Raw genomic sequence first — 15,691 nt, forward strand, 5'->3', positions numbered from 1 at the left:
TCCGCCGGTGCCGGATCGAGTTAGATGGTGGCGGTGACGGTCGAGGTGACGATCGGAACGCCGGTGCCGGCGCCGACGCCCACGCCCACCGGGATCGCGACCTGGCCGAGCGAGAAGCGGCCCGAGGCCAGACCGACGACACCGCCGGCCAGCGACAGCACGGTGATGATCTTGCCGCCCGAACCCTCGAGGAAGCCGGTGAAGGCGTTCAGCGCGGTATCGAACGTGCCGTCGGCACCCGCGAAGGCGGGCGAGGCCATCACGGCCGCAGCCGCTGCGACGCCGAGGGTGGCCAGTGCGGCCGTCTCGACGCGACGGCCCATCTTGAGCATGGTCTTCATGACGAAAGGTCTCCTTTGATTGAGCGCATTTCAGCGCGCCCAACCAAAGGCTCGACCGGGAAAAAAATTCGCGCAATCGGCGCGTTTAGGAACTGGTAAGGTTGCCGTAAGTTTTTTCTGCGATTGCGACGAAATGAGCTTTGCCAGCTTACCAATCAGGCTCTTGTCCCGCGCTTCGGGACGACTTGTCCGCCCCCACGAACATCTGTCCGCGTTTACGAACGCCTGTCCGTAATAGCGGACAGCTGTCCGTATTGGCGGACACGCGTCCGCGTGCGAGGACAGCGGCGCGAAGGCCTTAATCCCGCGATGCGACTCCGCTCTTTGATTGTGTTACACAACGCGGACTCGATGGTGCTAAAACGCCGCGGAGACGGTATTTTTCAGGGTGTGCTATCAAGGTGAGGACTTCTTCTAAGATGACGGCGGGTGAACGCGCCTTCGATCTAAAGATCTCGGAAACGTTCTTTCGGCTCGTAACCGAAAGCATCCGCCTTTTCTCGAACAAGAAGAAGAGACTTCTTTCGATCAACGACGTGGTCAACGATCGATCTTCCTCGGCCGCCCAAATCAAGGATACCTACCGACCAGGCTCGTTGAAGGAGCATCTGCGGATCATCCCAACTGATGGCGATGTCGGCCTATCACTGACGATCCTCGAAAGCAGCGCTGAGGCGATCGACGGTTCGATCCCAGACCTTCAAGAGGTTATCGGATCATCGGTAAGTTTTGCGTCCGCCGTTTCACTGGTCCTCTTCGACTTCATCGTTGAGGAGAACACGACGGAGGTGATTAATAAGCTGGGGCTGGACGTTGAGGACGCCCAGGCCTTTCGAGCTGCGGCAAAAAGAACCGAAACGAACGTGATTCCAATCAGGTAGCACCTCGGAAACATGAAATTAACGTTAACGGCAGGGTTGCCATTCTGTCATTTTCGGGCGTACCTGAGTCGAAGCTAGCGGGTGGGGAGTGCCCTGAGGTGGGAGCGTCTAATCCTTACAATTCTGGCGAAAGCAGTAGCAGCGCCAAGCCAGAACTTGCCGACTTCCTCCTCGCGAGGATGAAGGAATTGCGGGTCACGTTCCGCGTGCTCGAGGCTTCAACGCCGATGATGAAGCGGACGAGGCTCCACTGCATCCTGCATTCGGACACGGCCAAGCGCCGGCCGATGCGCGTGGACGAGGCCCAGGCGATCTGCGCCGCGCTCGGCATCACGCAGTCAGAAGCGTTCTTCGGGACCGAGCTGCTCGGCTGCATGTCGGGTGACGATCGCGAGGAGGCCGCAGGCCTGACGTCATTCCTCGCGACGATGTTCGGCGGATTGGCGCCGAGATTGGCGAACGCTGTGTCCGCGATCGGCGGCTTGGATCTAAGCGACGTGAAGGGTGAGCACGGCCAGCAGATCCAGCAGCTGGTATGTGAGACTTTCGAGCGAGGGTATGCGGACCTAGCTGAGCGCAAGGGGCTCCGGCTGCGAAAGAGAGAGGCCGACGGGCTCTAACGGCACCTCGACTGAAATGATGGATTGGGCACCGCTTCAGGTGCCTTTTTTTTGGCGCTGTCACCACCGCCACGCCGTCCCGGACAGACCTCCCGCCGCCCTGCCATCTCGCGTCCCTTAGGGCTCCTAGAGCATCTGACGCCCCCCGGGATCGGAAGGGGAGGGGGAGGTTGAACGCGGGCTGGAGGACCGTGTGCATCAGCAAACGGGGATGATGCCGTTTGAGCCGAAGCCGACACGGTGCTACGGCAAGGCATGGCTTACGCTTCCGTAATCCAGACCCCCCTTACCGACCGCTACACCGACACAGCCTCTCGCGTTTTCAAAAGCACGAAGAAGGGCGGCCGGGCGGCCTGGACCTGTCCGAAATCGGCAGAAACAGGGCCTAGAAAGCCGGTTTTGGGGTCGGATTTCGTGCTTTCGGAAACGCCAGCGGCCGAATTTTCGTGCTTTCAAAAACGCGAGAGCGCCGGAAGCGAATTATCAAAAACACGAGAGCGTCGAGGTCACTGGGGATCCCGGCTGAACCCGATCCGCTCTCCTCGGCGAATGCCGAGACACATGAAGGTAAGTTGACAATGGCGGAGCAAGAACAGGGCGAGCTTTTTCTGCTCGACAGTCCTCTCCACGGACCAGTCCGCGGAGAGCGGTCACTCATGGCATGGCCGTTCTTCGCGTTGGCGAAGAAGGCCTGGATGCAACCGCTTACCTATAAAAAGGGTGACATCTCGATCGAAATCGGGCCGGGACCAAAAGGGGTGGCCACGATCTACGACAAGGAAATCCTGCTCTATATCGCCAGCCTAATGGTTTCCAAGGTAGAGGCAGGGAAGGCCATTGGGCAGGAGTTCAGCTTCAGTGCGAACGACCTTTTCAGCGTCACCGGCGTCAACAAGTCGGCTAGGTCCTACACAAGATTGTCTGAGGCTCTTGAGCGACTTCAAGGCACACAGATCAAGACCAACATCGAAGCAGGCGGGGAAGGCGAGGAGGGCTTTTTCTCGTGGCTACAAGAGGCCAAGCTGCAATACAGCAAGGGCGAAGGTGGCGTGAAGCGCCTGAAGGCGGTCAAAATTCGCCTCTGTGACTGGCTGTATCGGGCTATCATGGTCGACCGCCAGGTCCTCGAATACGCATCCACCTACTTCCAGCTCGGCCCGGTCGAACGTCGACTCTATGAGGTTGCCCGATCGCTGTGCGTTGACGGTCAGACTACCATTCCGCTTGAGGATCTGCGGCTGCAGATGGGCTACCAAGGATCCTCGCGCCAATTCAAATTCGCACTTACGAAAACCATCAAAGAGGACCCGATCCCAGGCTTTCGATTTGAGATCGAGGATCAAGGTCTCGGAACGGTGACGGCAGCCGGGCGAACAGTCCGCGAATACCTCGTCAAAATCATTCCAGAGAGCACGGTGAAGCGCCTCTCGTCATAGACGTTTTCGATTCGACGAAAGCCGACTCCAAACACGGCGCCACCAACTTCTCGCGTTTCCAAAAGCACGAATTGTTGTCCCGTGGCGCGGGACGGGGCAGCCTACGTGTTTTCAAAAGCACGAACATTAGCCGCCTAATGTTGTCGAAAGCACGAATCACGCGTGTTTCGCGAATGGCTATCGTGCGCCACTATGCGGCCGCCTGGGTCGCAGTCCGCGGCCTGGAAAAATTGGGAATGGCTGTGACCACATAAACGAATGCCCGGCACGAGGCCGGGCACCCTGAGACCGCTATGTCCGATGCCGGCAAGCATCGAAAGAGCCGTTGAACGCTCAAGATATACTGGTTTCCGAGCTTCGGTTCAAGGGTTGCGCGCTTCGCGCCACGGACGAGTTTTGCCCCGGTCCCGGCCCAATGTGAGGGCAGGAAATTGGCTGCAATAACAATGGCAGAGGCGGCTCTGGCCGTGCTCGGCGGTGCCCGCTTCAAGCGGAAGCCGTCGCGATCTGGCGCAACCCACCGCACTGGGGCGCCCGTGCGGCGCGACAGCATCGAGGCTGGTACGTTCGAAGACGCCTTCTTTTCGCGTCCCAGCAAAGGTGAAACCGACCGGATCTACAAGCGCGCTGCGGCGCTGAGCGCGGGACGGGCGAACCTGCGCGCAAGGATCGCGCACGAAGAACGAGAGCCGACACCGCGGGAGGCCGCTATCCTGCGCTTCAGCCGTAACACGCTGGCGGTCCTCGAGGCATTGCTCAGGATCGCGCGAGTCCAAGCAGGCCGTGTGTACCCCACCCTCGAGTATCTGGCCGAGACTGTCGGTATCGGACGCCGCACCGTCATCCGCGCACTTGCGCTTCTGACCGAACTCGGCTTCGTTCTTGCCCAGCGTCGCTTCAAACGCGTCGAGATCGACGGCGTTGGACCACGCTATAAGCAAACCAGCAATGCGTACCGCATGCTCATGCCGGCCTGGATCGAGGCTCACCTTCCGCGCTGGCTGCGTCCGGCTCCTTTGCCCGCGGATGTCGTCCAGCAGGAAGCCGAGCGGATCGAGCAGACGGCCGCGATGCTCAGCTCACTGTCGCGTCGGGAATATGCGTTGGCGACGGTCGACGGCCAACTAGGCAAGGTTCTCGCGCGCCTCGGCGCCGCGATCGATGCCAAAGAGAGCGAGTGCCAACCTGGCCTGCAACCGCTCCTAGATTCATATATCATTAGCTCAGAAAGACTTGGCCTAGCCGGCCAAGGCGTTCACGCCTGACGGCGAGAGCAACGAAACCGCAACGCGCATCTCGACGGCGGCCCGAAGACTGACTGTCGGAGCGCCGGCTACGCCGTCGCATTGCTCCCGAAAGGAGCATGCGTTTTCTGGCGTCGATCATCGGCAGGGCGCGAACGCTGAGAGGTCAGAATTGCGCGAGTGCGACCGAGCGATAGGCAGGTTGTGGCAAGGTCGAACGAAGTGCTTGTGACCCAGGCGCTGCGGTCAATCTCGACCAATTGGCGATGATGTCGGTTACATAGGCCTGCGTTTCGGTGATCCGGGGGACGAGACCCCCGCGCACTCGGCCAGGACCGGCATTATAGGCAGCGAGCGCGAGCTGCACGCGGCCGAACTTATCGAGCTGCTGGCGGAGGTATCGGGCACCGCCACGCATGTTCTGGTAGGGATCGAACCGGTTCACGCCGAGCCCCATCGCAGTGCCGGGCATCAGCTGCGCGAAGCCGAAGGCGTTTTTCGGCGATAGAGCTGTTGGATTGTAGCGGCTCTCGCGAATTATCATCGCGTCGAAGAGCCCAGTTGGAATGCCGTGTTCGCAGGCGATCGAGCTCATCATGCCATAGTAAATTGCCCGCCGACTTTCGGCCTCGCGCGAGAGAAACCCTGACGGCCGATACGCGAGCGGAGCACAGCCGGGAACGAAGGCTGGCGCCGTAAACGATCCGACGCCCGGTTTCATCCAATCGGGCACGCTGATGGAGGACGTCGCCGCTACAGCCGGGGCCAGGCTGTCGGATACGCTGACCTCGGGAAAGATCGACGCGAGCTCCTGCTTCATCCGAAACTCAACGTAGCGGCGGCTTAGATCGTGCACCTTGAACTCAGGCGGGAGGTCAGGTGCTGGGAGGTCATCGGCGGGTCCGCCATCACCCTCCGCCATTGGCAGCGCCGACGCGGTGGTCATCGAGATCAGCTCAACGCGCCGAACCTTGCCGCGCTTTTCAGGCGCGGCCGAAGCAGATGTGGCCAGCGCCACGCTCGCGATCGCCACACCGGCGTAAAACTTCTGCACAAAAACCTCCTCGACCCCCTGTTTAAAAGAGTGGAGATCAAGAGATTTGCCCTTGTCAAGACCGGGGCCGAGGGCGAAACTGGTCAAGAAACGTCGCCCAAAGGCTCTTCGAGCATGTGGTTGATCCATCGAGACACTGACGGAAAAGGTCCAAATCGCATCAAGCTTCCGCAGCCGCTGCGGGAGGCGCTGGTACGCTGGTACGTGGGCAAAGGCACCTTCCACGACGAGCAGGCCGGCATCACGCTCGTTCAGAACGCGCGCATCGGTCACCGCTGGATCGCCTGCAATTGCCTTGGAGCGGAGGCGGCCCCACCGATCCTCACACCCGCGTTCCTGTCCGAGGCGGAGACCTACTATCTTCGACGTCTGACCAGCGAGAAACGTCCCGAGCATCGCGCAGACTGCCCGTTCTTCCGCGACCAGGTGACCAACCGGATCACCGAGATCCGGTCCCCCAACACGCCCACCGACCCGCCTGCTGGCTTTTTCGAGGTGCTCAGGCCCGCGCCGGAGAAGCTCTCGCAACGGCCGGAAGAAGACAGCAACGACGATCGGACGCGAAACGCGTCGACGCCGCGGCTGGCTCGCCTTCTATGGCGGCTAATGGACACGGCCGGATCCAACAGCGTCCCGCCGATCGGCGCAGGTCCGGAGTGGTCGATCAAGGAGGCCTTTGCCGCCATCCTCGGCGCGGCGGGAAAGATCGAGATTGCTCCCGGCATCGAGTTAGGCCGCGCCATCTGGACGCACGCCCGGCCGCTCGAGGCCAAGGTCGTGTATGCAACGCTGCGACGCCTCGCGGAAAACTGGCCAAAGGCGCATGCGCCGCAAGGCTTCGTCCTGCTCTATGCGACCGCGATCCAAGGGCACAAAATCTACGTGCCCGATGGTCCTCCCGTGGAAATCGCTAATCGGGTTCAGTCACCATCGGTGCGGGGTAACAGGATCAGCGGCCCGTTCCTCGTGCTGGTTGTCGCCGGCGAGTACCCGGAGGCCCATGGGTATGCGCCGCTGCGGGGGTACGCACAGCCGATTTACAATGGCCGGCTGTTCGTTCCGGTGGAGTCGGATTTCGAGCGGAAAACCCTCAAGCGGATCTTGGAAGCCCAACGGCTTCTCCGTTCGCAGTCAATTGATCTGGCGATCGGAAAGCCGCTCTTCGATACCATGACACCAGATGGCCCATGTCGTCCGGACTTCGTCCTCGAGGGGAGATCCCGCGAAACCGGGGAGCTGCGCACGCTCGTTGTGGAAGCGATGGGGTTCGACAACGACGATTATCTCGCCGCAAAGGCGGTGACCCACCCGCGCATGCGCCACCTGGGCGATCTGCTCACATTACGCCCGAGTGATATCGAGGACGATGCTGCGGGCATTCAAATCGCCAATGCGATGAGGCTCTAAAAGCCTCGTTGGACCGCTAAATAATTGCAGGCTCTGAGGATCAACCCCAGTTCATCGTCGCGGCGAAGTAACAGACTATGCCAAGTGTAACGGGCGTGGAAAGTAGGTAGAGCTTCTGCCAGCGCCACCATGTCTTCGGAAGCAGCAGAGCCGCACCGCGGATCGTGCGGGCATCTTGCCAGACCTTGGCCTGCCACATCTCGTGAAGCGTCACCGAAACTGACATGACCATGGCGATTCCGCAGCAGATTCCTGCCGCCAGATAGATGGCGACCCAGTTCGCGATCTCGACTGGCGAAAACTGAGACATCCACACCTCTTTTTAAGGCCGTGCGTCGACAAACAAGCACGGATCGATTCTAGTTCCTAGAGCACCCTACTTGGCTGGGCTTAGCGCTGGGTAAACGGGACGGATACGAAATCAGCCCTGATTTAACAGGGGTAGAGGAAGAGCGGAGGGGGGGAGAAAGGATGGGCTGCTCGGGTGGCCCGACATTCCCTTGCGGTAATGGTTCGCCGGTACAGGCGGCCAGGTACGAGGTCCGCTCGCCATGGAACGCTTCCTGCTCTTCATCCGCGACGTCGACGGTCGCGATCAAACCGACGTGCATCCCAGTGAACGATCGGCCCGCACGGCCCTAGCGGCTTATGTACGGAGCCGGTCCGAACCGAACGCCGATGTCGTCCCCCTCCACGACGACGACGCGATCGACAGCTATTTCGCCGCGCGGGACGCTGCATATGTGATCGCGCGCCTGACGAAGACGATGCGACGCGAGGGGGATCCGGCATGACCCTGATCGCCAATCGTCCGTCACAGAAGCTGGTCGACCTCGTCGGCGCGCTCGGGGGAACTTGGCACCGGAACGTCGCGACGTGCCGCTGCCCAGCGCATACGGACAAGACGCCAAGCCTGTCACTCCGACAAGGCGATCGAGGCATCCTTGTGACCTGCTTTGCGGGTTGCGACCCTGCCGACATCCTGCGCGAGCTCGACCGCATACCGCTAGGCCAGCGCTATGAGCCACCCAAGGTGACCCGCGCAGGAGGCACCGCCAATATCGAGCGATTATGGAATGAGGCTCGTGGCGTGCCAGGAACCTGCGCGGAGCGCTATCTCGCGTCGCGCTTCCTGCTACCGCTGCCGACCGACATTCGCTTTCACCCGCGCTGCCCACTCGGGCCGAAGCCGCTCACCGTGTTCAAGCCAGCACTGCTCGTCGCCGTTCGCGAAGCTGACCGCCTGGTCGCTTTCCAAAGGATTTTCATCGATCCCGCAACGAGCGCCTACACCGAGAAGCAGACGCTCGGGACCCTCGGCAATGGCGCGTGGCGTGGCGGTGGTCTGGCCTCGACGATAGGGCTCGCAGAGGGTTTCGAGAGTGCCCAAGCATGGTCGCGACTGCGTGGCCTCCCCTGTTGGTCTTCGTTCGGGTCACGACGACTCGACCTTCTGGCCATTCCATCGTCGGTCACCCGGCTGATCCTGGCTGCGGATCGCGATCTCGCTGGGCGACGCGCTGTGGCGCGCAGCATCGAACAATATGCGTCCGACACCCTGACCGTCGTGCCGGACTTTCCGCCGGCGCCCTACAAGGATTGGGCGGAGGTGCTCGAGGCGAAAGAGAGGGGAGGGGGAGGGAGGCGGTGAGCTGCCGGAATGGCAGCATGACCAAGGGAGCCTTCCATGTCCGACCTCCTCGACTTGCCGCCTGTCACCGACCGACCGGCCGCGCTCACGATCGCGCTCGCACTGGCGTCTGGCGAGCCGATCACGCGGCGCGCGCTCAACAACGCCATGACGGCTGCGTTCGGAGGCACCGACGCGGAGGGCCGTTGGACCCAGCGCGACAGCTTCGAGATGCTGGAACACGCTTTGGCGCTGCACGTCGCCAAGCAGCCCTATCCACTGGCTGACATCGCCGGCGTGACGCATGCCGCAGCGTTGATGGAACGGCTCCCGACGCAAACCGTGCGCAGCGAGGAGCAGATCGAGCTGCAGCAGTTTTCGACGCCGATCGATATCGGCGCGCTCGCAGCGGTCATGGCCGCGATCGGACCGGACGACATCGTGCTGGAACCGAGCGCCGGCAATGGGCTGCTTGCGGTTCAGGTGCCGCATCATGCCGGCCTGCAACTGAACGAGATCGATCCGCGCCGTCGAGAACGCCTCGCCAGCGTCTTCCCGAATGCCATCATCACCGGCCACGATGGGGCTGCGCTCGTGAGCCTCCATGCCTCGTTGGAACGGCCTACCGTCGTTCTGATGAACCCGCCGTTCTCGCGCAGCATTGGCCGCGGCGCCGACAATCTCGCGGCACTCCGCCATCTGCAGGCGGCAATCCGCCGCGTTTCGATGGGTGGTCGGATTGTCGCGATCATGCCCGATTGGTTCGCGCCGAGCGCGCAACTGAAAGCTGCCTATGAAGCGGTGCTCACCGGCTGCACCGTCCGCACGTCGCTGCGGCTCGAAAGCTGCTACCGCAAGCATGGCACCGACATCGCGGTGCGGCTCTACGTCATCGACAAGGTGGCAGGGGGTAGGTCGCACACCGTCATCCAGCGTCGTTCCGTCCTCGACTTCCTCGACGTGGTTGAGATGCCTGCCCGAGCCGAGCTGGTGTCGGAAGCACGGAGCGCGAGGGCTCCCGCTGCCGCGGTAAGTCTCTTCGGTGCCGCACGCACCGCGAAGCCGGCCGTGGCACGCACCTACCACAAGCCGGTTCGTAACGCCGTTCTGCCGGTCGGCTATACGACCCTGTCAGCTCCGGCACCGCTCGCAGACCAGGTCGGAGTGTATCTTCCCTATCGTCCGAGCCGGATCATCTTCGACGCGGCCGGCGAGCACCCGACGGCGCTGGTAGAATCGGTCGCGATGGGCTCGATCCCGGCACCGGTCCCTGCCCATATCCCGCACCTTCCCGAGCGCACCGTCTCGGAGCGGATGCTGTCCTCGTCGCAGCTCGAGACCGTGATTTATGCCGGACACGCATGGTCGCAGATGCTCCCGGGGATGTTCAAGCCAGACAAGGAGGGCGTTGGCCTCACCCTGAACGAGGACGGCCGCAGCTACCGGAAAGGCTTCTTCCTCGGCGATGGAACCGGCGCGGGTAAGGGGCGACAGGTGGCCGCGTGCATTCTCGACAGCTGGCTGCAGGGCCGCAGACGCCACATCTGGGTGACCAAGAACGAGCCGCTCCTTGAGGATGCGCGGCGCGATTGGTCCGCCCTGGGCGGTATGGCGGGCGATGTGCAGCCGGTCTCTAACTGGAAGATCGACGAGGCGATCCGCCTCGAAGAGGGCGTCCTGTTCGTCACCTATCCGACGCTGCGCTCGATGCGGACCGAGAGCAGCCGCCTGCAGCAGATCCTAGACTGGGCGGGGCCTGATTTCGACGGTGTCATCGCATTTGACGAGGCCCACGAGATGGGCGGCGTAGCGGGCGGCGAGGGTGCGCTCGGCAAGAAGGATGGGTCGCAGCAGGGTATCTGCGGCGTCCTTTTGCAGAACCATCTCCCGGACGCCCGCGTTCTGTACGCGTCCGCGACGGGCGCATCCGACGTGAACAATCTCGCCTATGCGGTCCGGCTTGGCTTGTGGGGGCCGGAGACGGCGTTCGCCGGTCGCGAGACGTTCATCGCCGAGATCCGGAAAGGTGGCATCGCTGCCATGGAGCTCGTTGCCCGCGATCTGAAAGCGCTCGGGCTCTACACGGCTAGGGCGCTCAGCTTCGCAGGCGTCGAATACGACGTCCTCAAGCACGAGCTGACGCCGCTGCAGATCGAGATCTACGACACCTATGCGCAGGCCTGGAGCGTGATCCATCAGAACATGGAGGCGGCGCTCGAGTTTACCAACGTCGTCGACGGCCTCGAAGGCGGGACGCTCAACAGCGGCGCAAAAGCGGCCGCCCGGTCGCGCCTCGAATCCTGCAAGCAGCGGTTCTTCGGTCAGGTCCTTCTCGCGATGAAACTCCCGACGGTCATCGCCGCGGTGGAACAGCACCTGAAGGCTGGGCAATCGGTCGTGCTTCAGCTGGTGACCACCGCCGAAGCGATCCTCGATCGCCGGCTCAACCAGATGTCGGCAGAGGAGCGCGCCGATCCCACGATCGACCTGTCGCCCACCGAGTATATCGCCGACTATCTGCAGCGAGCGTTCCCGACGCGCCAGATGGAAACCTATACCGACGATACCGGCACCGCGCGGTCGCGGCCGATGGCAGACGAGGCTGGCAATCCGGTCTACAATCCCGACGCCATCGCCGCCCGTGAAGCCATGCTCGAACACATCTGCGGGCTTCCGCCGATCAAGTCCGCGCTCGACGCCTTGATCGAGCACTTCGGCACCGACCACGTCGCCGAAGTGACAGGCCGATCCAAACGGCTCGTTTGCACCTCCGAGGGGCGCCAGAAGGTCGAAACCCGATCAGCTCGGTCGAGCCAGGTTGAGGCTGCGGCCTTCATGACCGGCACGAAGCGCGTGCTGGTCTTTTCCGACGCTGGAGGGACGGGACGATCCTATCACGCCAGCCTCGACGCCAAGAACCAAGAGCAGCGCGTTCACTTCCTTCTGGAGCCGGGCTGGCGCGCTGATCGAGCGATCCAGGGGCTCGGACGCACGCATCGCACCCATCAAGCCTCGACCCCGCTATTTCGACCGGTCACGACAGACTGCAAGGGTGAGCTCCGCTTCACCTCGACGATCGCACGACGGCTCGATAGCCTCGGCGCGCTGACACGTGGGCAGCGCCAGACCGGCGGGCAGAACCTTTTCGACCCGGCTGACAACCTCGAGAGCGAATACGCCAAGGACGCGCTCGTTACGTGGTTCCACCTCCTCGACAAAGGTAAGCTGACCAGCACGACTCTTGACGACTTCTGCGCGCGCACCGGGCTTGAGCTCTACGACAGCGACGGGTGCCTGAAGGAAGAGCTGCCGCCTATCCAGCGCTGGCTCAATCGCCTCCTGGCCCTGCCGATCGGATTGCAGAACGTGATCTTCGACGAGTTCCTCTCGCTCGTCGAAACGCGTGTCGCTGCAGCCCGGGAAGCGGGCACGCTCGACGTTGGCGTTGAAACCATCACCGCGGACACCGCTACCGTCGTCGATGATACGCTGCTGCGCACCGACCCGCTTTCGGGCGCGACGTCCCATCTCCTCACCATCGAGATCGCACGCAAAAAGACGCCGATTTCCTTGGAGCGCATCCTCACAACGGCGCAGTGGGCCGGCGATGCGGCCTTTGTCATGAACGGGCGGTCGGGCAAAGTCGCGTTGCAGCTACACGCTCGCCCGTGGATGGACGAACAGGGGCAGCCGATCCCTCGGCTCGAACTGCAGCGCCCGTGCCGGCGTGAATATATCGGCGAGACCGACCTGCTCGAGTCCGCTTGGGACGTGATCGATCGCGCCACGTTCGAGACCAAGTGGGCCGAAGAGGTCGCCGAACTGGCAGGGCAGACCGAGGTCGAGACGATCCGCCTCGCGACGGGCCTGCTTCTGCCAATCTGGTCGGCACTCCCGTCCGATCATCTCGCGGTGAACCGTATCGTCGACGGACAAGGCAACTCGTGGCTGGGCCGCCTCGTGTTCGACCAACACGTCGTCCAGCTCTACACCAAGCTGGGGATCGCGAAGAGCGAGGACCTGCCTGTCGAGGCAATCGCACATTCGGTCCTGTCGGGCCGCAGCGTCGACGTGGTTCGGCCGTTCGAGATGACGATCCGCCGTTCTTTCGTGAACGGTGCGCAGCGGATCGAGATCGAGCGCGCTCCAGCTCAGCAACTTGCCTACCTCAAGGCGCTGGGATGCTTCACGGAGATCATCGCCTATCGGACGCGCGTGTTCGTACCGGTCGGCGAGGCCAGCACGATCCTCGAGAAGCTCCTCAAGGTGGCATGAAGGGTTGGCCGATCCTACCCCTGACGGGCGGACCGGCCACCCAATCAGGCTTCGGCCGCTTCCGCAGCCTTCTTGGTCCGGCGCGGCTTGCTGACCGGGGCCTCGGCCGCTGCAGCACCCGGCTTCTGACCAGGCTTGCGTCCGAGACCGATCTTCTTGGCCATATCCCGACGGGCTTCGCTGTAGGCTTCCGCGACCATCGGATAATCGGCCTTCAGCCCGTAACGCTGACGATAATCATCCGGGGTCAAGCCGTGACCCGCAAGATGACGGCGCAGCGTCTTGTACGGCTTTCCATCGATCATGCTGACGATGTGGTCCTTGCTCGCCAGCGACTTCCGCACCGATACAGCCGGCGTATATTCAGCGGCAGCAGGCTCGGCGGTCGCCTCATTCGGGCCGGCGCCTAGTGTCGCGACCGCTTCGTGCATCGCTTTCAGGAAAGCTGGAACGTCGTCGGCCGAGGTCCGTGTATTCGGGTTTGATAGCCACGCGATCGTCAGCTCGGTCGCCAGTTCGACGGGGTTCGTATCTTCGCTCATCTTGGATCCCGATAGTCAGGGGAAGGTCGCGGGCGCGACGTCACCTTCATAGCCCGGAGCGCCCACGCGGCAACACTGAACGGGCCAGGAACATGTCACGTTCCGAAGCAGCCGGAGCCAGGGAGAGAAGGGGGAGGGAGAAGGTGTCCGGCGAGAATGTCGGATGCTCAGCAATAAGGGTGATTTCCCATGATCCAGTCCGTCAAGCTGTCGAAGCTCGTCCCCTCCGACGTCAATGTCCGTAAGCGTCGTGCCGACAAGGCCGAGAGCTTCGCCGCGAGCATCTCCGCACGCGGCATCCTCCAGAACCTCATCGTGACGCCGCTGAAGAAGCCGCGCGGTCACTTCGGCATCGTTGCCGGCGAAAGCCGCTACCGGGGCCTGATGCTCCTGGTCGAACGTGGCGAGATCAACGCCGACGACTATGATGTGCCGGTCAAGCTGATGACGGGCCCCGAGAGCGAACTGTCCGAAGTCTCGCTGGTCGAGAATTTCCAGCGCGACGCGATGAACCCGGCTGACGAGTGCCGCGGCTTCCAGATCATTCAATCTCAGGGCGGCGACATCGATGGTATTGCCCGTCGGTTCGGCGTGACCCGCCGCTTCGTGGAAGGGCGCCTGCGGCTTGCCGACCTCGCCGAGCCGATCTTCGATGCGCTCGCCGACGAGAAGATCAGCCTCGAGATGGCCAAGGCATACGGCTCGACGGCCAGCCATGACCGCCAGCTGAAGGTCTGGAATACCTACGGCAACAGCAGCTACTACAACGCCGACATGATCCGTCGCATGATCGCCAACGACGACATGCGCAGCAACGATCCGGTCGCATTGCTTGTCGGCGCGGACGCCTACGAAGCCGCCGGCGGTATCATCGAGCGCGAGCTCTTCAGCGAGGGTGACGATCGCTGGTCGAACCCCGAAATCGTCCAGAAGCTCGCGGCCGAGAAGATGGAAGCCGAAGCGAAGCGCATCGGCGACGAGCGCGGCCTGGCTTGGATCCGACCGGTCGCATCGAACAGCACCTACGATGCCGCCCGCGGCCTCTATCCGGTGGCCCTGCCGACCGAGCCGATGACCGAGGAGCAGGGCGCCCGCGCCGTCGAGATCGAGGCGTTGCTGGAGCCGCTGCAGGAGCAGCTCGAAAGCGGCACGTTGGCTGACGAGGCGTACATCGCGATCGAGGAGCAGTACGACGCGCTCGCTGCGGAACTGCATGCCCTCGAAAATCGGCCGGTAATGATGCCTCCCGAACTCGCGTCGCGTGTCGGCACGTTCCTCACGCTGTCGCACGCGGGCGAGATGGTGCTCGACGACACCTTCTACAGCGAGACGCCTCTGACGGTCACGATGGTCGAGCCCGATGCGATCGATGACGTCGCTGGCGAGGCTGATGGTGAGCACGGTGACGCGACCAGCGATGACGATGGCGAGGTCACGCCGCGTGGTATCCAGACCCCGACCTTCCGCATCGAGGAGGGCACTGGACGGTCGAGCTTCCGGGGCAGCACCACCGCGATCGTCGAGCCCGACCGCGCCGCCCCCGGCGGCAAGCAGATGAGCCAGGTGCTCCTCGATCAGCTCGCCATCCAGCGTCGCGACGTGCTCGGCGCGGCATTGCAGGCGAACCCCGGTCTCGCGCTGGACTATATGATCTTCGCCATGATCGAAGCACGCAGCCATCGCGGCACCGGCAACGGCACGACGATCCGCGCCGCGCTGCCGCAGGATCCGGTATTGGCGAATAACGTGCCCAACTCGCGTGCGCGAGATTATCTCGCCGAGGTCCACGACAGTCTGGATGCGACCTGGACCGAGGCAACCGACAAGGTCGCTCGCTTCGAGGCGTTCCGAGTGCTGGCCGACGAGACGAAGGCGGCCTGGATGGCGTGGATCGTCGCGACGTCGTTCGAGGCGAAGGAAGGCTACGGCGCCACCCAGCAGATCCCGCTCCAGAACCGCCTCGCCACGATCCTCGAGATCGACGTTGCCAGTTGGTGGCGTCCCACGTCGGAGAATTTCTTCGACCGCGTTCCCAAGGGCGCGCTGTTGTCGCTCCTCGACGAGGTCGGCGGTCCTGCGCTGACGAGCCGTCACGCGAGCAGCAAGAAGCCGGACATCTCGGCGTCGTGCCAGAAGGGGTCGGCTCCGGCTGAGGGCGAAATGACACTCTAAGCCGAAAGAGCATGGTTGGAGAAAGTGCGAAGCCGTTTCACGCGATGCATGCCTGATTGCAGCAGCGGTTATGAACTATCGGTCTTCCT

At 62.8% G+C, this 15,691-nt stretch carries 13 protein-coding genes; 9 read left to right on the forward strand and 4 right to left on the reverse strand.

Features of this window, described 5'->3' with window-relative positions; all coding sequences use genetic code 11:
* Nucleotides 1-20: 20 nt before the first annotated feature.
* Nucleotides 21-341: a TrbC/VirB2 family protein gene (locus ACGVWT_RS17880; RefSeq protein ID WP_066708110.1), complete on the reverse strand. Its 321-nt coding sequence runs from the start codon at nt 339-341 to the stop codon at nt 21-23.
* 419 nt (nt 342-760) lie between these two features.
* On the opposite strand from ACGVWT_RS17880, the gene ACGVWT_RS17885 reads away from it, so the two are divergent.
* The 4 genes from ACGVWT_RS17885 to ACGVWT_RS17900 all read left to right on the forward strand — a co-directional run bounded on the left by ACGVWT_RS17885 (nt 761) and on the right by ACGVWT_RS17900 (nt 4,543).
* A complete protein-coding gene (locus tag ACGVWT_RS17885) occupies nt 761-1,222 on the forward strand; it encodes a hypothetical protein (protein WP_066773308.1) in 462 nt (153 codons plus the stop codon).
* Nucleotides 1,223-1,410: 188 nt separating this feature from the next.
* Nucleotides 1,411-1,842 carry a hypothetical protein gene (locus ACGVWT_RS17890; protein ID WP_184116619.1) on the forward strand — a complete coding sequence of 144 codons (432 nt, stop codon included), beginning with the start codon at nt 1,411-1,413 and terminating at the stop codon, nt 1,840-1,842.
* 578 nt (nt 1,843-2,420) lie between these two features.
* Nucleotides 2,421-3,278: a replication initiator protein A gene (locus ACGVWT_RS17895; RefSeq protein ID WP_066773312.1), complete on the forward strand. Its 858-nt coding sequence runs from the start codon at nt 2,421-2,423 to the stop codon at nt 3,276-3,278.
* A 446-nt stretch (nt 3,279-3,724) separates the two neighbouring features.
* Nucleotides 3,725-4,543 carry a helix-turn-helix domain-containing protein gene (locus ACGVWT_RS17900; RefSeq protein WP_082731323.1) on the forward strand — a complete coding sequence of 273 codons (819 nt, stop codon included), beginning with the start codon at nt 3,725-3,727 and terminating at the stop codon, nt 4,541-4,543.
* Nucleotides 4,544-4,688: 145 nt separating this feature from the next.
* Here the strand turns inward: ACGVWT_RS17900 and ACGVWT_RS17905 are convergent, their stop codons facing one another.
* The gene (locus ACGVWT_RS17905) at nt 4,689-5,663 is read right to left on the reverse strand and encodes a lytic transglycosylase domain-containing protein (RefSeq protein ID WP_231728698.1); all 975 of its coding nucleotides are present in this window, start codon (nt 5,661-5,663) and stop codon (nt 4,689-4,691) included.
* 27 nt (nt 5,664-5,690) lie between these two features.
* Here ACGVWT_RS17905 and ACGVWT_RS17910 point away from each other — a divergent pair, with 27 nt between their 5' ends.
* Nucleotides 5,691-6,983 carry a hypothetical protein gene (locus ACGVWT_RS17910; protein ID WP_066773324.1) on the forward strand — a complete coding sequence of 431 codons (1,293 nt, stop codon included), beginning with the start codon at nt 5,691-5,693 and terminating at the stop codon, nt 6,981-6,983.
* A 40-nt stretch (nt 6,984-7,023) separates the two neighbouring features.
* Here the strand turns inward: ACGVWT_RS17910 and ACGVWT_RS17915 are convergent, their stop codons facing one another.
* Nucleotides 7,024-7,293, reverse strand: coding sequence for a hypothetical protein (locus tag ACGVWT_RS17915; RefSeq protein WP_066773327.1), 270 nt, complete (start codon nt 7,291-7,293; stop codon nt 7,024-7,026).
* Between the two features lie 241 nt (nt 7,294-7,534).
* On the opposite strand from ACGVWT_RS17915, the gene ACGVWT_RS17920 reads away from it, so the two are divergent.
* Genes ACGVWT_RS17920 through ACGVWT_RS17930 form a run of 3 tightly spaced genes read left to right on the forward strand, consistent with a single transcriptional unit; the run spans nt 7,535 to nt 12,888 of the window.
* Entirely contained in the window at nt 7,535-7,777 is a 243-nt protein-coding gene (locus ACGVWT_RS17920) for a hypothetical protein (RefSeq protein WP_066773330.1), read from the forward strand.
* The gene (locus ACGVWT_RS17925; RefSeq protein ID WP_066773332.1) at nt 7,774-8,634 is read left to right on the forward strand and encodes a toprim domain-containing protein; all 861 of its coding nucleotides are present in this window, start codon (nt 7,774-7,776) and stop codon (nt 8,632-8,634) included. The genes ACGVWT_RS17920 and ACGVWT_RS17925 overlap by 4 nt, the downstream gene beginning before the upstream one ends.
* Nucleotides 8,635-8,670: 36 nt before the next feature.
* Nucleotides 8,671-12,888 carry a strawberry notch-like NTP hydrolase domain-containing protein gene (locus tag ACGVWT_RS17930; RefSeq protein ID WP_394427593.1) on the forward strand — a complete coding sequence of 1,406 codons (4,218 nt, stop codon included), beginning with the start codon at nt 8,671-8,673 and terminating at the stop codon, nt 12,886-12,888.
* A 44-nt stretch (nt 12,889-12,932) separates the two neighbouring features.
* Here the strand turns inward: ACGVWT_RS17930 and ACGVWT_RS17935 are convergent, their stop codons facing one another.
* Complete coding sequence (locus tag ACGVWT_RS17935; RefSeq protein WP_066773338.1) at nt 12,933-13,430, reverse strand: MucR family transcriptional regulator; 498 nt, start codon at nt 13,428-13,430, stop codon at nt 12,933-12,935.
* Between the two features lie 189 nt (nt 13,431-13,619).
* Between ACGVWT_RS17935 and ACGVWT_RS17940 the strand changes: the two genes are divergently transcribed.
* Nucleotides 13,620-15,602, forward strand: a complete 1,983-nt coding sequence (locus ACGVWT_RS17940; protein WP_394427595.1) for a ParB/RepB/Spo0J family partition protein — start codon at nt 13,620-13,622, stop codon at nt 15,600-15,602.
* Nucleotides 15,603-15,691 lie beyond the last annotated feature (89 nt).

The organism is Sphingomonas sp. S6 (genome assembly GCF_043498045.1).
Classification (GTDB): domain Bacteria; phylum Pseudomonadota; class Alphaproteobacteria; order Sphingomonadales; family Sphingomonadaceae; genus Sphingomonas.